The 17,211-nt window shown below is 59.5% G+C and carries 18 protein-coding genes and 1 tRNA gene; 12 read left to right on the top strand and 7 right to left on the bottom strand.

Going from position 1 to position 17,211, the window contains the following annotated elements; genetic code table 11:
• Positions 1–41: 41 nt before the first annotated feature.
• The gene (locus tag AC13RM_RS29740) at positions 42–662 is read right to left on the bottom strand and encodes a J domain-containing protein (RefSeq protein ID WP_488556019.1); all 621 of its coding nucleotides are present in this window, start codon (positions 660–662) and stop codon (positions 42–44) included.
• Between the two features lie 108 nt (positions 663–770).
• On the opposite strand from AC13RM_RS29740, the gene AC13RM_RS29745 reads away from it, so the two are divergent.
• On the top strand, positions 771–1,058 hold the full coding sequence (locus AC13RM_RS29745) for a BolA family protein (RefSeq protein ID WP_285174776.1): 288 nt from the start codon (positions 771–773) through the stop codon (positions 1,056–1,058).
• A gap of 19 nt (positions 1,059–1,077) precedes the next feature.
• On the opposite strand, the gene AC13RM_RS29750 is transcribed toward AC13RM_RS29745, so the two are convergent.
• From AC13RM_RS29750 to AC13RM_RS29760, 3 genes are read right to left on the bottom strand one after another with little or no spacing between them, the layout of a single operon-like run.
• Complete coding sequence (locus tag AC13RM_RS29750; RefSeq protein ID WP_285174775.1) at positions 1,078–2,388, bottom strand: HlyC/CorC family transporter; 1,311 nt, start codon at positions 2,386–2,388, stop codon at positions 1,078–1,080.
• Positions 2,388–3,518, bottom strand: a complete 1,131-nt coding sequence (aroB, locus tag AC13RM_RS29755; RefSeq protein WP_374822607.1) for a 3-dehydroquinate synthase — start codon at positions 3,516–3,518, stop codon at positions 2,388–2,390. The genes AC13RM_RS29750 and aroB overlap by 1 nt, the downstream gene beginning before the upstream one ends.
• Positions 3,515–4,108, bottom strand: a complete 594-nt coding sequence (locus tag AC13RM_RS29760) for a shikimate kinase (RefSeq protein ID WP_374822604.1) — start codon at positions 4,106–4,108, stop codon at positions 3,515–3,517. Before AC13RM_RS29760 ends, aroB begins: the two co-directional genes overlap by 4 nt.
• Positions 4,109–4,268: 160 nt before the next feature.
• Between AC13RM_RS29760 and AC13RM_RS29765 the strand changes: the two genes are divergently transcribed.
• From AC13RM_RS29765 to AC13RM_RS29785, 5 genes are all read left to right on the top strand, one after another.
• Positions 4,269–4,436, top strand: coding sequence for a hypothetical protein (locus tag AC13RM_RS29765; RefSeq protein WP_167078112.1), 168 nt, complete (start codon positions 4,269–4,271; stop codon positions 4,434–4,436).
• On the top strand, positions 4,433–5,422 hold the full coding sequence (gene xerD, locus AC13RM_RS29770; RefSeq protein ID WP_374822601.1) for a site-specific tyrosine recombinase XerD: 990 nt from the start codon (positions 4,433–4,435) through the stop codon (positions 5,420–5,422). The genes AC13RM_RS29765 and xerD overlap by 4 nt, the downstream gene beginning before the upstream one ends.
• Before the next feature lie 62 nt (positions 5,423–5,484).
• On the top strand, positions 5,485–6,438 hold the full coding sequence (locus tag AC13RM_RS29775; RefSeq protein WP_440478755.1) for an acetyl-CoA carboxylase carboxyltransferase subunit alpha: 954 nt from the start codon (positions 5,485–5,487) through the stop codon (positions 6,436–6,438).
• A 341-nt stretch (positions 6,439–6,779) separates the two neighbouring features.
• Positions 6,780–8,093, top strand: coding sequence for a L,D-transpeptidase family protein (locus tag AC13RM_RS29780; protein WP_488556020.1), 1,314 nt, complete (start codon positions 6,780–6,782; stop codon positions 8,091–8,093).
• Positions 8,086–8,319 (top strand): sulfurtransferase TusA family protein, encoded by a 234-nt coding sequence (locus AC13RM_RS29785; RefSeq protein WP_374822595.1) that lies wholly within the window; start codon positions 8,086–8,088, stop codon positions 8,317–8,319. Before AC13RM_RS29780 ends, AC13RM_RS29785 begins: the two co-directional genes overlap by 8 nt.
• A gap of 205 nt (positions 8,320–8,524) precedes the next feature.
• Here the strand turns inward: AC13RM_RS29785 and AC13RM_RS29790 are convergent, their stop codons facing one another.
• Positions 8,525–9,727 carry a CobW family GTP-binding protein gene (locus tag AC13RM_RS29790; protein ID WP_374822592.1) on the bottom strand — a complete coding sequence of 401 codons (1,203 nt, stop codon included), beginning with the start codon at positions 9,725–9,727 and terminating at the stop codon, positions 8,525–8,527.
• Positions 9,728–9,742: 15 nt separating this feature from the next.
• A complete protein-coding gene (locus tag AC13RM_RS29795) occupies positions 9,743–10,909 on the bottom strand; it encodes a D-alanyl-D-alanine carboxypeptidase family protein (RefSeq protein WP_374822589.1) in 1,167 nt (388 codons plus the stop codon).
• Between the two features lie 195 nt (positions 10,910–11,104).
• On the opposite strand from AC13RM_RS29795, the gene AC13RM_RS29800 reads away from it, so the two are divergent.
• The 4 genes from AC13RM_RS29800 to AC13RM_RS29815 all read left to right on the top strand — a co-directional run bounded on the left by AC13RM_RS29800 (position 11,105) and on the right by AC13RM_RS29815 (position 14,297).
• Complete coding sequence (locus AC13RM_RS29800; protein WP_374822586.1) at positions 11,105–12,265, top strand: M20 aminoacylase family protein; 1,161 nt, start codon at positions 11,105–11,107, stop codon at positions 12,263–12,265.
• A gap of 123 nt (positions 12,266–12,388) precedes the next feature.
• A tRNA-Arg gene (locus AC13RM_RS29805) sits at positions 12,389–12,465 on the top strand.
• 185 nt (positions 12,466–12,650) lie between these two features.
• Positions 12,651–13,034 carry a hypothetical protein gene (locus AC13RM_RS29810; protein WP_440478749.1) on the top strand — a complete coding sequence of 128 codons (384 nt, stop codon included), beginning with the start codon at positions 12,651–12,653 and terminating at the stop codon, positions 13,032–13,034.
• Between the two features lie 342 nt (positions 13,035–13,376).
• Positions 13,377–14,297 carry a DUF2971 domain-containing protein gene (locus AC13RM_RS29815; RefSeq protein ID WP_440478748.1) on the top strand — a complete coding sequence of 307 codons (921 nt, stop codon included), beginning with the start codon at positions 13,377–13,379 and terminating at the stop codon, positions 14,295–14,297.
• A gap of 531 nt (positions 14,298–14,828) precedes the next feature.
• Here the strand turns inward: AC13RM_RS29815 and AC13RM_RS29820 are convergent.
• Positions 14,829–15,095: a BON domain-containing protein gene (locus AC13RM_RS29820; protein ID WP_015341356.1), complete on the bottom strand. Its 267-nt coding sequence runs from the start codon at positions 15,093–15,095 to the stop codon at positions 14,829–14,831.
• Between the two features lie 198 nt (positions 15,096–15,293).
• Between AC13RM_RS29820 and dxr the strand changes: the two genes are divergently transcribed.
• On the top strand, positions 15,294–16,487 hold the full coding sequence (dxr, locus tag AC13RM_RS29825; protein WP_440478747.1) for a 1-deoxy-D-xylulose-5-phosphate reductoisomerase: 1,194 nt from the start codon (positions 15,294–15,296) through the stop codon (positions 16,485–16,487).
• A gap of 120 nt (positions 16,488–16,607) precedes the next feature.
• The coding region (locus tag AC13RM_RS29830; protein WP_488556021.1) for a LysE family translocator at positions 16,608–17,211 on the top strand (604 nt) is incomplete at its 3' end.

Here is a 17,211-nt window from a genome sequence, read left to right on the forward strand (position 1 = left end):
TTGGACCATACCTGATTGAAGGCGGAGAGCAAGGACGGGAATTAACAAAAACCGTTCTGCTTCAATAATTGATAGGCCTGAATGACCGCGCGGAAGCGCTCTTCCGACCCCCGATCGCCGCCATTGGCATCGGGATGGTGCATTTTCACCAATTCCTTGTAGCGGCGCTTGATTTCCGGGGCCGTGGCATTGGCGCCAAGCCCCATCGTGTCGAAGGCCTTCGCCTCCAGCGTTTTCAATTTGCGCTGCTGCGGAAAACGCGGTCCCCGACCTTGGCCTTCGCCTTCCCTAACGAAGCCGAAGGGGTCGCGAACGCGGGAATAGGAACCGGAGCGGATATCTGATTGAAGCGGACTGTTCTTGGCAGCCTTGTTCACACCGACGGTCCAGGTCGGACGGTGGCCGGTGATAGCTTCTTTCTGGTAGCGCGCGATTTCTCCGTCCGAGAGGCCGGAGAAATAATTATAGCCCTTGTTGTATTCCTTGACGTGCTCGAAGCAGAACAAGAAAAACTGCCCTTCCGCATTGCGCCCCACCGGGGCGCGATGCGTGCCGTGCTTGTCGCAGCCGTCCCACTGGCACGTCGGCGGCCCTTGTTCGGGCTCCTGCGCGCGCTTGCGGCGGGTGCGGATACGATCGAAATATTTTGAATCAAGTCTCATGGCGTCCTAATTATGGGGCCTTGGATACCCCACAACAAGAATTGACAAACAGGAATGTTATAGGCTTTGTGGGAGCCTTTTTTTCGCAAGCGAGGTCGAAGCGGGAATATGGAAACGACGTTGCAATCCCGCATTGAGCGGAAGCTCACCGACGCCTTCGCGCCCGAGCGCCTTGCCGTCATCAATGAAAGCCACCTGCATGCGGGTCATCAGCCCAACATGACCGGAACCGGCGAAACTCATATAAGAATTCGAATCGTGTCCGCCAAGTTCTCGGGCATGCCGCGCCTCGCGCGCCACCGCGCGATCAACGAGCTTTTGAAGCCGGAACTGGATGCCGGCCTGCATGCACTGGCCGTTGAACCCGCCGCTCCAGGGGAGGCGGTGCGCTGGTAGTCCATCGATGAGATAGCTCCTATGGAGCCTTCGCTTCTTCCGTCTCGGCGGGGCGGATGCGCAGCTTGGTGATGCGGTTCTTTTCGCGCTTCATGACGATGAAGCGTTTGCCGTAGAAGGTGAAGGCTTGGCGCTCTTCCGGAATGGTCATCGATTCGTGGATGACGAGACCGGCAATCGTCGTCGCCTCTTCGTCCGGCAAGTGCCAGTCGAGCGCACGGTTCAGATCGCGAATCGGTACGACGCCGTCGACGACGATCGAGCCGTCGGCCTCCTGCCTCACGCCCTGGATATCGAGATCGTGCTCATCGGCGATGTCGCCGACGATCTCTTCCAGAATGTCCTCCAGGGTGACGATCCCTTGAACCTCGCCATATTCGTCGACGACGACCGCGAAATGCTGCTTGCGGCGCAGGAAGGCGTTGAGCTGGTCTTCCAGATTGGTGCTGTCGGGCACGAACCAGGGCTTTTGCGCGATCTTGACGATATCGAGATTTTCCGGCTCGACATTGCGTTCCGCCAACGCCCGCAGCAGGTCTTTGGCATGCACGACGCCGATGATGTTGTCGATGGTGCCGCGCCAGAGCGGCATGCGCGTATAGGGACTGTCGAGGATCGCACGCACGACCACCTCTGGCGGATCATCGGCATTGATCGCGCGCATCGCCGTACGGTGCACCATGATGTCTGACAGCTCCAGCTCGCCGAGATCGAGGACGCCGCCCAGGCGGTCGCGGTCGGCTTTGACCACCGAACCCTCGCGGTGAAGCAGGTCCACGGCGCCGCGCAACTCCTCATGCGCCGACAGCATCGACACTTCGCGGGAGAGATTGACGCCGAAGATGCCCAGGATCTGGCGCACGATGGCATTGACGACGCTCGACACAGGCCCGACGACGATGACGAAGAGGCGTATCGCACTGGCGACGTTCAGCGCGAAGCGATCCGGCGTCGCAATGGCCCAGCTCTTCGGCAGAACCTCCGCGAAAATGACGAGGATGACGGTCATGGCGGCGGTGGCGATCGCCACGCCGGAATTGCCGAACAGACCCAGGAACACGCTGGTCGCAAGCGAGGATGACAGAATATTGGCGAGGTTGTTGCCGATCAGCAGCGCGCCGATCAATCGGTCGCGACGCTCTATCAAGAGCCGCACGATGCCGGCTCGCCTATCGCCGTTGGCTTCCAATGTATGGATACGGCTGCGCGAAGCCGCCGTCAGCGCTGTCTCCGAGCCGGCAAAGAAGGCGGAAAGCAGCACCAGGGCCACGATCGATATAATTTCGGGCCAATATTCCCACAGAACAGCCAGCGTGCCCTCGACGGTCATTAGGGATGTTTTTCCTTCAGGAAACTCAGGACTTCGGAAGACGGCACATCGTCGGCAACGAAGGACTGGCCGATGCCATGCGTAAGGATGAAGGTGAGCTTGCCACTCTTGACCTTCTTGTCCTGCGCGATCGCATCCATCAGCGCTTCGGCCGGCGGCAGCTCGCCCGGAATATCGCCCATCCGCGTCGGCAGACCGACGGCCTTCAGATGTGCCTCGACACGCTTGGCATCATCCGGGCTTGCGAGATTGAGGCGCGCGGAAAATTCATGCGCCAGCACCATGCCGATCGCGACTCCCTCGCCATGCACCAACCGGCTGCTGTCGTAGGAGGTGGCCGCCTCCAGCGCATGGCCGAAGGTGTGGCCGAGATTGAGCAGGGCGCGCGGGCCGTTTTCGCGTTCGTCGGCAACGACGACATCGGACTTTGCCTGGCAGCTTGCGGCAATCGCCTCGATACGAGCGGCACCACCCGAGAAGACTTGCCTCCAGTTCGCCTCGAGCCAGGCGAAGAAATCCGGCTTGTCGATCAGGCCGTATTTGGCGACTTCGGCATAGCCGGCGCGGAATTCGCGTTCGCTCAGCGTGTTCAGCACATCGGTATCGGCAAGCACGAGGTCCGGCTGATGGAAGACGCCGACGAGGTTCTTGCCATGATGGGTGTTGATGCCGGTCTTGCCGCCGACCGACGAATCCACCTGCGACAGCAGCGAAGTCGGCACTTGAACGAAACGAACGCCGCGGCGCACGATGCCGGCGGCAAAGCCCGAGAGATCGCCGATGACGCCGCCGCCAAGCGCGATCACCGCGTCGTTGCGCTCGACACGCGCCGTCAGCACCGCATCGCAAACGGTGATCAGATGCTCGAAGCTTTTTGTCTTTTCGCCGGCCGGCAAAACGAGGCTCGAAGCCTGGATGCCGGCCGCTTCAAGGCTGGCAACCAATGCAGCGAGATAGAGCGGTGCGACGTTTTCATCGGTGACGACGGCGGCCTTACGGCCCTTCAGCCGCGTGGCGATCTCCTGGCCCGCACGGGCTATCAGGCCGGGACCGATCAGGATGTCATAGGCACGCTCGCCGAGAGGCACGCGCACGAGACGCTCAGCGGAAGCCGGTGTGATCGCATTCATGGTATTTTGCTTTCTGCTTTCTTTCCCTCGGCGATGGCGGCAAGGACTTCCCTGACCATGATATCCTTGTTTACGTCGCGGGAGAGAACCGTAATATCGGCTTCCGCATAGATGGGATAACGCGCATTCATCAGGTTCTCGAGGGTCTGTTTCGGATTTTCGGTCTTGAGTAGAGGGCGCGTGTCACGCTTGTTCACCCGCTCCCACAGCACGTCGATGTCGGCCTTCAGCCAGACGGAAAGACTGCCGCGCTTGACATGCAGCCGCGTGCTTTCGTTGATAAACGCGCCGCCGCCGGTCGAGACGACACGCGGGCCGCCCTTGAGGAGCCGCTTGATGACACGCGTTTCCAGCGCCCGAAACTCCTGCTCGCCATAGGCGGCAAACAGTTCGGCGATCGTCATGCGCGACACGCGTTCGATCTCGATATCCGTATCGACGAAGGGAAGGCCGAGCTGCTGCGCGACGGGCCGGCCGATCGAGGATTTTCCTGCTCCCATCAATCCCACGAAGACGAGATTGCGCTGACCGAGCGCAGCACGCGCCCTGTCTTTGAGGCTCTCGGCAAGGGTCAGGACTTGTTCACTCATCGGCCCATTCACAATTTCTTTGGAAACGGTATCGTCAAATGCGCTGGTAGCGTCAAGACGCCGCTATCGTAAACATGTCTGCAATATCCTTCAGCTAACCCTTGAAGGACATAATTATTGCGCATCGCCGCGCCAGTGAACGGCGAAGGAGAGTTTTCGAATGCCAACCCTGTTTCGCTTCCTTGTTATCTGCGCGGTCATCGCCGGATCGATATATGGGGCGATGTGGGCTCTCGTGCTCTTCGTCGATCCCCAGCCGCGCGATGTGACGATCCGCATTGCCCCCGAGCGCCTCAACCCGCCGACGACGGGCTCGCTGAAACCATGAGCGCGCCAGTTGAAAACATACGAGCGGGCAAAAGGGATTTGGGGCGAGTGCACCTGGAAGCCTTTCTGGAGATGATGAGCGCCGAGCGGGGTGCTGCCGTCAACACGCTGCAATCCTACGAGCGCGATCTCGACGATCTCCATTCATTCCTCTCCGGTCAGGGCCTCCGCCTGACGGAAGCCAGCTCCAGCGATCTGGGCGCCTATCTTTCCAGCCTGTCGAGCCAGGGCTTCAAACCATCCTCCCAGGCACGCCGGCTCTCCGCCATGCGGCAATTCTATAAGTTCCTCTATGCTGAAGGTCTGCGCACGGACGACCCGACGGGGATCCTCGATGCCCCCAAGAAGGGCCGCGCCCTTCCGAAGACCATGGGCGTTGATGAGGTGACGAGGCTTCTGACCCAGGCGGAGGAAGAGGCCGCTGCCGACGGACCGGACCGGCTGCAGCGCCTGCGCATGCTGGTGCTCCTGGAGATGCTCTACGCCACCGGCATGCGCGTGAGCGAGCTCATCTCCTTGCCGGCGAAGGTGCTGGATCAGGAAGGCCGCTTCCTGATGATCCGCGGCAAAGGCAACAAGGAGCGGCTGGTGCCGCTGTCGCAGTCGGCCATTTCGGCGCTGAGGAGCTATGGACGGCTGCAGGCCGAGATTGCGGCAAACGCCAAGAACCCTCTCCCCGAAAGCCCATGGCTTTTTCCTGCCGCTTCCAGGCAGGGCTACCTGCCGCGTCAGGTTTTTGCGCGCGATCTCAAGGATCTTGCCATCCGGGCCGGCCTGACGCCTTCGATGATCTCACCGCATGTGATGCGCCATGCCTTCGCGAGCCATCTTCTCGCCAATGGCGCGGACCTGCGCGTCGTGCAGGAACTTCTCGGCCATTCGGACATTTCGACGACGCAAATCTACACACATGTACTGGAAGAACGCCTTCATCAGCTGGTCCAAACGCATCACCCCCTTGCCAAACAGGCAAAAAAACAGGATTAGGACCGGCATACAGGCTGAGCCGCCATCTCTCGTCACGGGCAAAAGGATCGGAAACGCACCTCATGCACAATTATCTGGACTTCGAAAAACCCATCTCGGATCTCGAAGGCAAGATTCACGAGCTCAAGAAACTGGCGAGCGAAGACGAAAGCATCGATACGTCCGAGGAAGTCGGGCGGCTTGAAATCCGCGTCCGCGAGGCGATGGCCGACATCTATTCCAAGCTCAACGCCTGGCAGAAGACGCAGGTCGCCCGCCACCCGCAGCGCCCGCATTTCGTCGACTATGCCAGCACGCTGTTTACGGAATTTACGCCGCTGGCCGGCGACCGCCAATTTTCCGAGGATGCCGCCATCCAGGCAGGCTTTGCCCGCTTCCGCGGCCAGCCGGTCGCCCTCATCGGCCAGGAAAAAGGCAACGACACCAAGAGCCGCCTGAAGCACAATTTCGGCAGCGCGCGGCCGGAAGGCTACCGCAAGGCGATCCGTATCCTCGAAATGGCCGACCGCTTCCAGTTGCCCGTCATCACGCTGGTCGACACCGCCGGCGCCTATCCGGGTGTCGGCGCCGAAGAACGCGGCCAGGCCGAAGCGATCGCCCGCTCGACCGAGATGTGTCTCGGCGTGAAGGTGCCGATCGTCTCTATCGTCATCGGCGAAGGCGGTTCCGGCGGCGCCATCGCGATTGCCGTCGGCAACCGCGTCTATATGCTCGAACATTCGATCTACAGCGTGATTTCGCCCGAAGGTGCGGCCTCGATCCTCTGGCGCGATTCAACGCGCGCCAAGGAAGCCGCAACCAACATGAAGATAACGGCCGATGATCTGAAGAGCCTCGGCGTGATCGACGGCATCATCTCCGAGCCTGTCGGCGGCGCGCATCGCGATCCGAACGCGGTGATAAGCGCGGCCGGCGAAACGATTGCGAACGCGCTTGCAGAGCTTTCCAGCCGTTCGGGCGAACAACTCCGCAGCGACCGCCGCCAGAAATTCCTCAACATCGGTCGCAATCTGTAGAGCCGGATGATTTTAGGTCGAACCGACCTAAAATCTGAATCCGCTCTACCATCAAAGAAGTAGAGCACGATGTCGTCCGAAATTCCTGACGCTTTTCGGCATCGTGCTCGAAGCAGCATTCGAAAAAGTGATCGCTAAAAGCGGGAATGAGGCCAAACCTTGGCCACATTTCCGTTATCGAAGCTTTTATGGCAAAGAAAAGCTTGCCGACGCGCTGCGGGCACGTCATAGGCTGGTAAGGAATTTTCAAGTATAAGCCATCTATGATTCCGTTTCATGCTTCGAGGGGAGTGGCGAAACAGATCGAGCTGCCACTCTTCGCATTTATGGACCAAGTCAGAATGCGCATTCGTCACCTTGCCTATATTTCCCTGATGGCGCTGGCGCTCGCCGGCTGCAACGACGCGCTGGACACCGCGTCGATCGACCTGTCGAAGGTGAAGAACAAGGTCGAACAGCCGCTTCCCAGCCATATTCTTGCTGACATGGCCAAGAAGGGCATGGACCGCAACTCGCCGATCATGATCCGCATCTTCAAGGAAGAAGGCGTGATGGAGATCCTGAAGGCGAACCAGAGCAACCGTTTCGAAGTCATCGCCGATTATAAGATCTGCGCCTGGTCCGGTCGTCTCGGCCCGAAGGTGAAGGAAGGCGACCGGCAGGCGCCCGAAGGCTTCTACATGCTGACGCCAGCCAACCTGAACCCGAATTCGAAATATTATCTCGCCATCAACACCGGCTTCCCGAACCGCTATGATGCCGCCAATGGCCGCTCCGGCAACAATTTGATGATCCACGGCGCCTGCTCGTCGTCCGGTTGCTATTCGATGACCGACCAGCAGGTGCTGGAAATCTATGCCTTTGCGCGCGACGCCTTCAACGGCGGCCAGAAGGCCGTTCAGCTCGAAGCCTTCCCCTTCCGCATGACGGCGGAAAACATGTGGAAGCACCGCCTCAGCCCCAATATCGAATTCTGGAAGATGCTGAAGGTCGGCTACGACAATTTCGAAGTCACCAAGCGGCCGCCCGAGGTCGAGGTCTGCGAGAAGAAATACGTCTTCAACCAGCAGGCCAGCGGCCCGTTCAACGCCGGCGGCAAATGCCCTGTTATGACGACACCGCCTGCCCTGCAGACGGCGCTTGCGACCTATGACAAGCAGTATCAGGCGGACTATGCCGCCGCCTCTAAGAAGTTTGACGGCATGGCCTGGTACGATCCGACCGAAGCCGAACGCAAGGCTGTCGTCGCCAAGCAGCGCAAGGGCCACGATATCGCCTATGCGCCCACAGGCACCGCCCTTGCCGCCGGCAAGATGATGAAGGTTGCCGACCTCGAATCAATGATGTCCAACCAGTCGGCCCAGCAGGTGGCACGTGGCGGCACCGTTGCGAGCCCGACCGGCAATCCGACGACGGCAAGTATCCGCGTGGCGGCAGCAAGCCCTGCGGCAGGCGCCCCGGTGGCGACTGCGCAGCAGCCTGCGGCCGGCCCGGTCGTTGCGGCCAACGCCCCCGCGAACGTGCCGATCCCGACGGCAAACCCCATGAACCCCAGCCTCAACGCGCTCGCCTATGCGCCAGCCCCGGCCGTCGAGACCGCGCAGACCGAGGCCAAGAAGCCGCCTTTCTGGAAGTTCTGGGCCAAGAGTGAATAGTCCGGATACCGAGATCTACGATCTGCGCGGCCTGAAATGCCCCTATCCGGCGATCAAGACGGAAAAGCGCCTGCGCGGCATGGCAAGCGGCGCGACATTGACCGTGGAGACGACGGACCCCCTCGCCGTCATCGACATTCCCCATCTCTGCAATAAGAAAGGCCATGCGCTTCTCGCAAGCGAGAAGACGGATAGCGGCCATCGCTTCGTGATCCGCAAGAGGTGACCATTTGCGACGGAGGCCATCCTCGTGGTTCGAGGGTCGCTACGCTCCCGCCTCACCATGAGGATGGAGCGAATTTCACCTGATGCAATCGGCAGGAGTTGGCTGCGATGTACAGACATCTTCCTCTGAAGCGGCCGTAAGAGGACGGCTGATTTACGGCGCCTCCCCGCCTCCCCTTCTCCCCAGCGGGGAGAAGGTAGAAACCTTAAAACTTCATCCCCGGCACAGCGAGCGGGTTGTCCTCAAGCGCCGCCCTATCAGGCGTATCGACGCGCGGCTTGCTGAGAAAGGCGTCGAACAGGCCCTTTACGAAATCCTCGGGCAGATCCTTGGTGATGATCACCATGCGCGTGCGCCGGTCTTCTGGATCGGGCCAGGTCGGCAGCCGCACCGGAGCATGAAAGATGTTCTGCACGCCATGCAGCACGACAGGACGCTCCGGCCGGTCCGATACTGCAACGATCGCCTTCATGCGCAGGAGCTTTTCGCCATGGGCCGAACGAAGGAGATCGATGAACATCTCCAGCGCCATCGGATCGATAGGCTGCGTCTCGACAATCGAGAAGGAGCGGATCGACCCGTCATGACGCGTGACATCATGAGCGTGCTGATGCCGATGACCGTGATGGTGCCCATGATGGTGATGGTGATGGTGGTGCCCATGATCGCCGTGATGGTGATCATGATCGTGGTGATCGTGCTCATCATGGTGATGATGATCGTCGTCCGCCTCAAGCTCGTCCTGCAGCCAGCGGCCGACATCGGCGATCTTGGATGCGGAATCGTAAAGACCGTTGACGAGAATGGCGGCATGTCCCGCCTCGTCGCTATCGGCATTCAGGATCTGCGCGCGCGGATTGAGAGCCCTCAGCCGGCTCTCCAGCCGCGCTTCCGGCACCGCACTGGCAATCCCGGTCTTGGACACGATCAGGCGGTCGGCGACCGCGACCTGCTTGCGCGCCTCTTCATGATTGTCGAGCGTCTGCAGGCCATTGACCGCATCGACGACGGTGATGACGCCATCGAGATCGAAATTGTTCGCAATGATCGGATTGCCCATGATCGACTGCATGACCGGAGCGGGATCGGCAAGGCCGGTCGTTTCGATGACGACACGCTTCAGCGGCCGGATACGGCCGGTCTGCATCGCATCCATGAGATTTGCCAGCGTATCCACCAGCTCGCCGCGCACCGTGCAGCACAGGCAGCCATCGGAAAGCTCGATGATGGAATCTCCGGAGCTTTCCACCAGCAGATGATCGATGCCGACATCGCCGAACTCGTTGATGATGACGGCCGCGTCGCGCATGGCCTCATCCTTGAGGATGCGGTTGAGCAGGGTCGATTTACCCGCACCGAGGAAGCCGGTCAGGATGGCAACCGGCACTCTTTGCTGCGAAACGCTCATGATTCCTGTCCGATATTAGAAAGTGGGCCGCGGCATCGGGACCGGCACATTGGACGCGCTGCCCGAAACGGCGATCTTGTTGTCCCTGGTCGCCTTGTCGCCTCTTGCCGTCGCATCGTCCTTGTCGCCCTTGGCGGCCGTCGCGATGTCCTGGCCGCCGATCAGGCCGGCATAGACGAAATTGGGCTCATGATCCATTTCATGAATATAGGGCGACTGTACCTTGGTGCGGCCGAAGGGATCGCGGGTTTCGCTGCGCGCCTGTGCGCCCTTGGCGCTGCAGATCTCAGCCGTGACATCGGCGACATCGGCCGCAAGCGGCGCGTCTGGTCTCAAGGTTGCGAGCGTGTCGCGCGTAGACAGCTGGTTCTGGAAGCCCTTTTCCAGGAGATTGGCGGAATCGTCGGCGCGCGCCGCCAGGCTGTCGGTGCCGAGGACGACCGAGATCAGCGTACGGCCGTTGCGGGTTGCGGAGGCGATCTGGTTGAAGCCGGCCGCGCAGATGAAGCCGGTCTTCATGCCGTCGGCGCCGTCGAAACGGCCGATGAGCATATTGATATTCGGCACCTGCTTCACGCCGTTGGTGAAACCTTCGAGCGAGAAATAGCCGGCATATTGCGGAAACTCGCGGCGCAGCGCCACGCTGAGGATCGCAAGATCGCGCGCCGTCGTATACTGCCCCTTGCCGGGAAGACCGTTCGGATTGATGAAATGCGAATCGCGCATGCCGAGGCGCGCCGCTTCCGCATTCATCCGCGCCACAAAGCCCTGCTGCGAGCCGCCGACAGTCTCGGCTACAGCCATGGCAAGATCGTTTGCCGATTTGACCAGCATCATCTTCAAGGCATTGTCGAGCGTCATCTTCTGGCCCGGCTTGAAATACATCTTCGCCGGCGGCTGCGCGGCGGAGAGCTTCGACATGACGACAGGCGTATCAAGTTTGATCTGGCCGGACTGGATGGCTCGGAAGGTGACATAGGTCGTCATCAGCTTGGTGAGTGAGGCGGGATACCAGCGGCGAAACGCCTCCTGCTGGTCGAGAACGCGTCCGGTGCTGACATCGACGAGAATATGCGGATTGGCTCCGGCCGTCTCAGCGGTCGACAGGAAAAGCATGGATGCTGCTGCGGCCATAGGAACGAGCCGCAGGGCGGCATACAAACGATTCTGCTTCGTCGGCACGATCTATCCTTCAGAAGTCCGGAATTTTCTCGAAAGCTTCGTCTATTTAACCTATATGGCTAGGAGAAGGCAAAGGCGATTGACGACTTTATTTCCCGATGGCACGCCGCAAGGGCCGCGACAAGCTGGCCGAAGCAGTGTCACGGACCCGCAGGTTGAACCAGAATCGATATTGAGCAGCAGGAAAATCAGCATATGCCGATCTTGAACAGAGCCGCAGAACTCCAGGGCGAAGTAACCGAGTGGCGCCGCCATATCCATGCGCATCCCGAACTCCTCTATGCGGTTGAAAATACGGCCGCCTTCGTGGCCGAGAAACTGCGCGCTTTCGGCGTCGACGAAGTGGTGACCGGCATCGGCCGCACCGGCGTCGTCGGCCTGATCCGCGGCAAGGGCGAGGGCCGCACGATCGGCCTGCGTGCCGATATGGATGCCCTGCCGCTGACCGAAATCACCGGCAAGCCCTATGCATCCCAGACTGCCGGCAAGATGCATGCCTGCGGCCATGATGGCCACACCGCCATGCTGCTAGGGGCTGCGAAATACCTCGCCGAGAACCGCAATTTCAACGGCAACATCGCCGTCATCTTCCAGCCGGCCGAAGAAGGCGGCGCCGGCGGCGACGCCATGGTCAAGGACGGCATGATGGAGCGTTTCCAGATCGCCGAAGTCTATGGCATGCACAACATGCCGGGCCTGCCGGTCGGCCACTTCGCCATCCGCAAGGGCCCGATCATGGCGGCAACGGATGAATTCACCGTCTCCATCAAGGGCCTCGGCGGCCATGCCGCCATGCCGCACAAGACGATCGATCCGATCGCCATCGGCGCACAGATCGTCTCCAACCTGCAGCTTATCGCCTCGCGCAGCGCCAATCCGCTGAAATCGGTGGTGGTTTCCGTTACCAAGTTCAACGCCGGCAACGCCCATAACGTCATCCCGAACGATGCAAGCTTCGGCGGCACCGTGCGCACGCTCGACCTCGAGATGCGCGACCTTGCCGAGCAGCGCTTCAAGCAGATCGTGACAGGCATCGCGACGAGCCATGGCGCCGAAGCCGAGATCGAATTCCAGCGCAACTATCCGGTTACCTTCAATCACGCCGACGAGACCGATCACGCGATTGCTGTCGCGGAGGAGATCGCAGGCGCGGGGAACGTCATTCCGAATATCGACCCGATGATGGGCGGCGAGGATTTCTCCTACATGCTGCTCGCCCGCCCCGGCGCCTTCATCTTCGTCGGCAACGGCGATAGCGCCGGCCTGCACAACCCGGCCTACGATTTCAACGACGAAGCCATCGCCCACGGCATTTCCTACTGGGTGCGCCTCGCCGAACACCGCCTCAACGCCTGAGGCTGCATAATCACCCCGCGCAGCCTCCAAGGCCGCGCGGGGCGCACGCTGAAGACAGATTGTCTCCAAGACGCAAAAGGGCTTGGCTTCCGGCCTTTGCTTTTGTATGGATCATGCCCAAGTGGTCTCGTAGCTCAGCAGGATAGAGCATCAGATTCCTAATCTGAGGGTCACGCGTTCGAATCGCGTCGAGATCACCATTATTTTCAATGACATAGCCATAAAATATTGACGATTTTCGTGCGCCACTAGTTTACAGGAATTACCAACGTTTACAGGCATTTTCTCACGTTAGCGGAGATTCGTTGGCGCATGAAATCGACCATTGGCGGCGGGCAGCTCGAGCTATGGCCAACCAAACGTCGGGGCGCAGGGATAAACTCGGGTGTTCGAATACAACAAGTTTTGGCGGATAACCGTCACGGTTCTCTTGGTCGCAGCGATCGTTTTGGTTGCAGGCGCCGGATACGCCCTTCTCAGCGGTTTCCCGAAGGCAGGCGCAGTAATGAATACTGCGAGCGGCATACTGGCCTTAAACTCGCTCGCACAACTCAAGGAGAGTGGTTGGTTTGACCGAGTGATGGCAATCTATTCCGATAGCGACAAGTATCCTTACGGGCCGCCATCGTCTATTGTCCGCACCATTGTAGACGATCCAGAGCGCCCGATACGGACGTTCTTTCGAAACAAGTTATTCCTCGAGTCACGGACCGGTGCCTATCTCGCAATAGCGAGCATTGTGGCATCGATCGCGTCTGGGTGGATGTGATTCAGAGCCGAGATACCTCAATTTAACAATTTCAATCTCTTGGGAAAAACCTGGACAAATAGTCTCCTCACGTAATCATTATGCTTTCGGGAAATGTGTCCAAGGCGAAAAGATGTGATGGCGCGCAATGATTGCTACGCCTGCTCGCCGGCGTGCATCCAGAATGCCGCGCGTTCCGAGTTGCTTGATGGACGCAAGGTTTAATTTCGCTTAGATTATTTCGCATTAAGGTTGCGTCACCAAGCAGCTGCTGAGAAGGCTGTATCACGTCCACAGTTTACTGACTCACTTCGATATATCGGATGTTCCCCGCTCATCCAAGGACTACAGGAAGGGTATTAAATGACCGGCGAAGCCAATACGCATGCAGGTGACAAGCCGGTTCAGGCAAGCGGTGAATTTGATGGTATGGCGAATTTGGTTATCGGAGCAGCACATGGCGCGCTTCCGCCAAGCTTATTTCACTACACCAGCAGCCAAGGCTTAATCGGGATTGTCGAAAACCACTCCCTGTGGTTTTCGGATGCCACCTTCATGAACGACGGCTCGGAACTCGTCTGGGGCGTCAATCTGGTCGGATTCGTTCTCGACAACTTTCTGGCCGACAAAAGTCCAGAGGAGAAGAATGCTGGATACGCTCTGAGGGAAGAGGTGGAAAGGGCAATGCTAGCCTTCCAGCCTGTCACTTTTTCCATGAGCGCACGGAATAACCTGCTCAATCAATGGCGCGACTACGGCAAAGATGTTGTACCTTATTGCATAGAATTGGAGACGCGCAGTTGGCTGGAGCATGCAGGCTCGTCATCTTTCCCGATGTTCGTCACAAAGATTCTCTACGATGTCGACCAACAGCGCGCCCTAATCACACAGTTGATCGCCTTGATTTATGAGAAGGCAAGGAATCTCTTGGGCGAAAGAACTGTGTTTGATGACAATGAAGCAACCCCGCTCTTGATGGGAGCCGCAGTTGAGATCGTCAAGTTGATAACAAGGTTCAAGAACCCTGCCTTCTCTGCAGAGGAAGAGTGGAGAGCCGTTTGCTATCGCCCCTCTGTTGCGCGAAAATTCCGAGCAAGCTCGCTGGGTGTCGTTCCCTATTACGAATGGCGACGTACCGGAGCTGAAAAACATTTGCCTATAAAAAGCGTGACCGTTGGGCCGTCACCATACGCAGAAGTGTCAGATCGAGCACTTCGACAGTTTTTGGAGGACAACGGCTACCCTGTCGAAACAAGCTACTCAACGATACCAATTAGGCGATGATGCGGCTGTATGTAAACTGCAGAGATGTAGGTGTGCTGGGTTCCCTGTATTGAGAGGGTTCAATGGAACTAAATGTAGCAAGCCTTGAAATCGCGGCAACGCCGCTCGCGACCCTTCCTGCGGTAACAGCGGCCGCAACAGACGCCGAACAATTTGCGGGAACTCAATAGAACTCAATATTGCAATTGCTCAATTGCGAAGTCGGCAAGTCTCGCCCCTAAATCACGCGAACCTGCAGAGGTACACTTTCAGAGGTTCACGTGATCGAGAAAGTTAGCCACGTCAAAATCCCTTCCCTCTATCCTACAATCAGCTTGGGAAGCTCGGCTTATGGCCTATAGTCCAAGTACTTAGCTGTAAAACTCAGCCGTTCGCGCCGAAAAAAGCCTTTTAGTATCAATGTGTGTGTAAAACCGCGAGTGCTCCAATATCGGCGCCGTGACTGCAATATTGACTCGAAGATCCCACGAGGATCAAATGCGGGTAGGCCCCCCTACCGGACGCAGGAAGAACGATGATCGAGGCTTGTGCTCACCCCACAGCAATCCTATTCCTCACCAGCCGCACGCCAGGAATGGACTCCGCGACCGCGGTTGCCCGCTTCACCTCCTGATAGGTCGCGACCGAGCCGTGCAGGCGGATTTCCTGGCCTGCCGCGATCACGGTGACATCGGAAGCATCGATTCCGCCGGCAACGGCGAGCGCATTGGCAACTGCGGATTCCAGCGCCGAGCGCCTGGCCTGCTCGTTTTCCAGATAGAGCTCCATGCCGTGAAACGTTGCCGCCTTGAAAACCATTCGTACCCCTCCGTATTCGAGTGGTCGGAAAACGCAGCAGTTTGCATTTGGTTCAATGGAGACTGAAAAAAATATGACTAATTCGCGCGCTTGCTTTTTGCGTGTGTCGGCAGAGGAGCGGTTGCATGGCTCCGGACTTGCCGCTCCCGGCAATCCCCTGTAGAGCCATGGGGAACAGCAGCAAATGCGGATACCTGAATGAACACCGGCAGCACGGCGCGTCGTCGCCTGACGATATTGGGTTCGACCGGCTCCATCGGCCAGAATACGCTCGACGTCATCGCCCAGCTCGGCGGACGCAACGCCTTCGATATCGCCGCCATCACCGGGCATGACAATATCGGCCTATTGGCCGAGCAGGCCAAGGCCTGCGGCGCGGCCTTCGCCGTCACCGCCAAGGAAGAGCGCTATCAGGATCTGAAGGACGCGCTGGCCGGATCGGGCATTGCCGTCGGCGCCGGCAAGAATGCCCTGATCGAAGCCGCCTCCATGCCCTCGGACTGGGCGATGGCGGCGATCGTCGGCACCGCCGGTCTCGCGCCGACGCTAGCAGCCGCGCGCCGTGGCGCCGATATCGCGCTCGCCAACAAGGAATGCCTCGTCTCGGCAGGCGATCTCTTCGTGCGCGCCGTTGCCGAAGGCGGCGGCCGCCTGATCCCGGTCGACAGCGAACACAGCGCCATTTTCCAGGCATTGGAAGACGACCAGCAGCATGCGGTCGAGCGCATTATCCTGACCGCATCCGGCGGCCCCTTCCGCACCTGGACGCGGGAGCAGATGGCCAATGTCACGCCGGCGACCGCGCGCGCCCATCCCAACTGGTCGATGGGCTTCAAGATCTCGATCGGCAGCGCCTCGATGTTCAACAAGGCGCTTGAAATGATCGAGGCCAAGCACTTGTTCAACGTGCGCCCTGATCAGATCGAGGTCGTGGTCCACCCGCAATCCGTCATTCATTCCATGGTCGGCTATACGGACGGCTCCATTCTGGCGCAGCTCGGCTGTCCCGACATGCGCACCGCCATCGGCTACGCGCTGACCTATCCCGCCCGCACCAGGCTCAACGTCGACCGGCTGGATTTCGCCAAGCTTGCCCGGCTCGATTTCGAGGCGCCGGACGAAGTGCGCTTCCCGGCGCTGCGCCTTGCCCGCACTGCACTGGAGCGCGGCGGCCTGCAGGGCGCGATCATGAACGCTGCCGAGGAGATCGCTTTCCACGCCTTCGTGGATGGCCGCATCGGCTTCCTCGAAATGGCCGATATTGCCGAAGCCGTCATGGATGAAATGATCGCCACCGGCAGCGCCGAAACCATGGATGCCGTCTTTGCCGCCGACGCCGAAGCGCGCAGTCGTGCCGCCGTGCTCGTCGCCCGCCGGGAAAAGGCGGCGTAAGTAAAACCTTACAATAAATCGCAGCTTTCCGCATTCGCTACGCAACCGCATATACGGCGGTTGCCATTCCCGACAATGATGCTAAAGAGAAATTCCGGCTTCACTTTCAAGGGAATCACGATGCCGGACTTTTCCACGATCATTCTTTTTGCCGCCGCCACGCTGGTGCTCACCGCCACGCCCGGTCCCGATATGCTTCTCATCGCCTCGCGCAGCGTCAGCCAGGGCCGCTCCGCCGGCTTCCTCACTTATGCCGGCATTGCACTCGGAACCTATTGCCACGCCATGGCGGCAGCCCTCGGACTGTCGCGGCTCTTCCTGACCGTGCCTGTCGCTTATGAGATCGTGCGTTGGGCAGGCTGCACCTACCTGCTCTATCTGGCCGTCAAGACGCTCCGCTCGCAGGGTTCTGCGTTCGCGCCGTCGGCCGGGCTCAAGCGCCTTTCGGGTAAGCGCATCTTCGTCGAGGGCCTGGCGACCAATATTCTTAACCCGAAGATGGCCCTATTCGTGCTTGCGCTCTTCCCGCAATTCGTCGATCCCAGCGGCTCGATGATCCTGCAGATGGCCTTGCTCGCCACCATTCTCAATGGGATCGGCTTCCTGGTGAACGGCTCCGTCATCATGCTCGGCAGCCACATCCGCGGCCGGTTCTCGACGATCAAGCGCCTTCCGAAGCTGCCGCAATATCTGCTGGCGACAGTCTTTGCCGGTCTTGCCTGCC

The sequence above is a fragment of the Martinezella sp. CNPSo 3732 genome (assembly GCF_057784515.1).

What these genes read in the sequence shown, in the direction of transcription:
- AC13RM_RS29740 (WP_488556019.1), bottom strand. Translation starts at nt 662, where the DNA reads ATGAGACTTGATTCAAAATATTTCGATCGTATCCGCACCCGCCGCAAG.
- AC13RM_RS29760 (WP_374822604.1), bottom strand. Translation starts at nt 4,108, where the DNA reads ATGAGTGAACAAGTCCTGACCCTTGCCGAGAGCCTCAAAGACAGGGCG.
- dxr (WP_440478747.1), top strand. Translation starts at nt 15,294, where the DNA reads ATGAACACCGGCAGCACGGCGCGTCGTCGCCTGACGATATTGGGTTCG.
- AC13RM_RS29820 (WP_015341356.1), bottom strand. Translation starts at nt 15,095, where the DNA reads ATGGTTTTCAAGGCGGCAACGTTTCACGGCATGGAGCTCTATCTGGAA.
- AC13RM_RS29765 (WP_167078112.1), top strand. Translation starts at nt 4,269, where the DNA reads ATGCCAACCCTGTTTCGCTTCCTTGTTATCTGCGCGGTCATCGCCGGA.
- AC13RM_RS29750 (WP_285174775.1), bottom strand. Translation starts at nt 2,388, where the DNA reads ATGACCGTCGAGGGCACGCTGGCTGTTCTGTGGGAATATTGGCCCGAA.
- AC13RM_RS29775 (WP_440478755.1), top strand. Translation starts at nt 5,485, where the DNA reads ATGCACAATTATCTGGACTTCGAAAAACCCATCTCGGATCTCGAAGGC.
- AC13RM_RS29790 (WP_374822592.1), bottom strand. Translation starts at nt 9,727, where the DNA reads ATGAGCGTTTCGCAGCAAAGAGTGCCGGTTGCCATCCTGACCGGCTTC.
- AC13RM_RS29815 (WP_440478748.1), top strand. Translation starts at nt 13,377, where the DNA reads ATGACCGGCGAAGCCAATACGCATGCAGGTGACAAGCCGGTTCAGGCA.
- AC13RM_RS29780 (WP_488556020.1), top strand. Translation starts at nt 6,780, where the DNA reads ATGCGCATTCGTCACCTTGCCTATATTTCCCTGATGGCGCTGGCGCTC.
- aroB (WP_374822607.1), bottom strand. Translation starts at nt 3,518, where the DNA reads ATGAATGCGATCACACCGGCTTCCGCTGAGCGTCTCGTGCGCGTGCCT.
- AC13RM_RS29745 (WP_285174776.1), top strand. Translation starts at nt 771, where the DNA reads ATGGAAACGACGTTGCAATCCCGCATTGAGCGGAAGCTCACCGACGCC.
- xerD (WP_374822601.1), top strand. Translation starts at nt 4,433, where the DNA reads ATGAGCGCGCCAGTTGAAAACATACGAGCGGGCAAAAGGGATTTGGGG.
- AC13RM_RS29800 (WP_374822586.1), top strand. Translation starts at nt 11,105, where the DNA reads ATGCCGATCTTGAACAGAGCCGCAGAACTCCAGGGCGAAGTAACCGAG.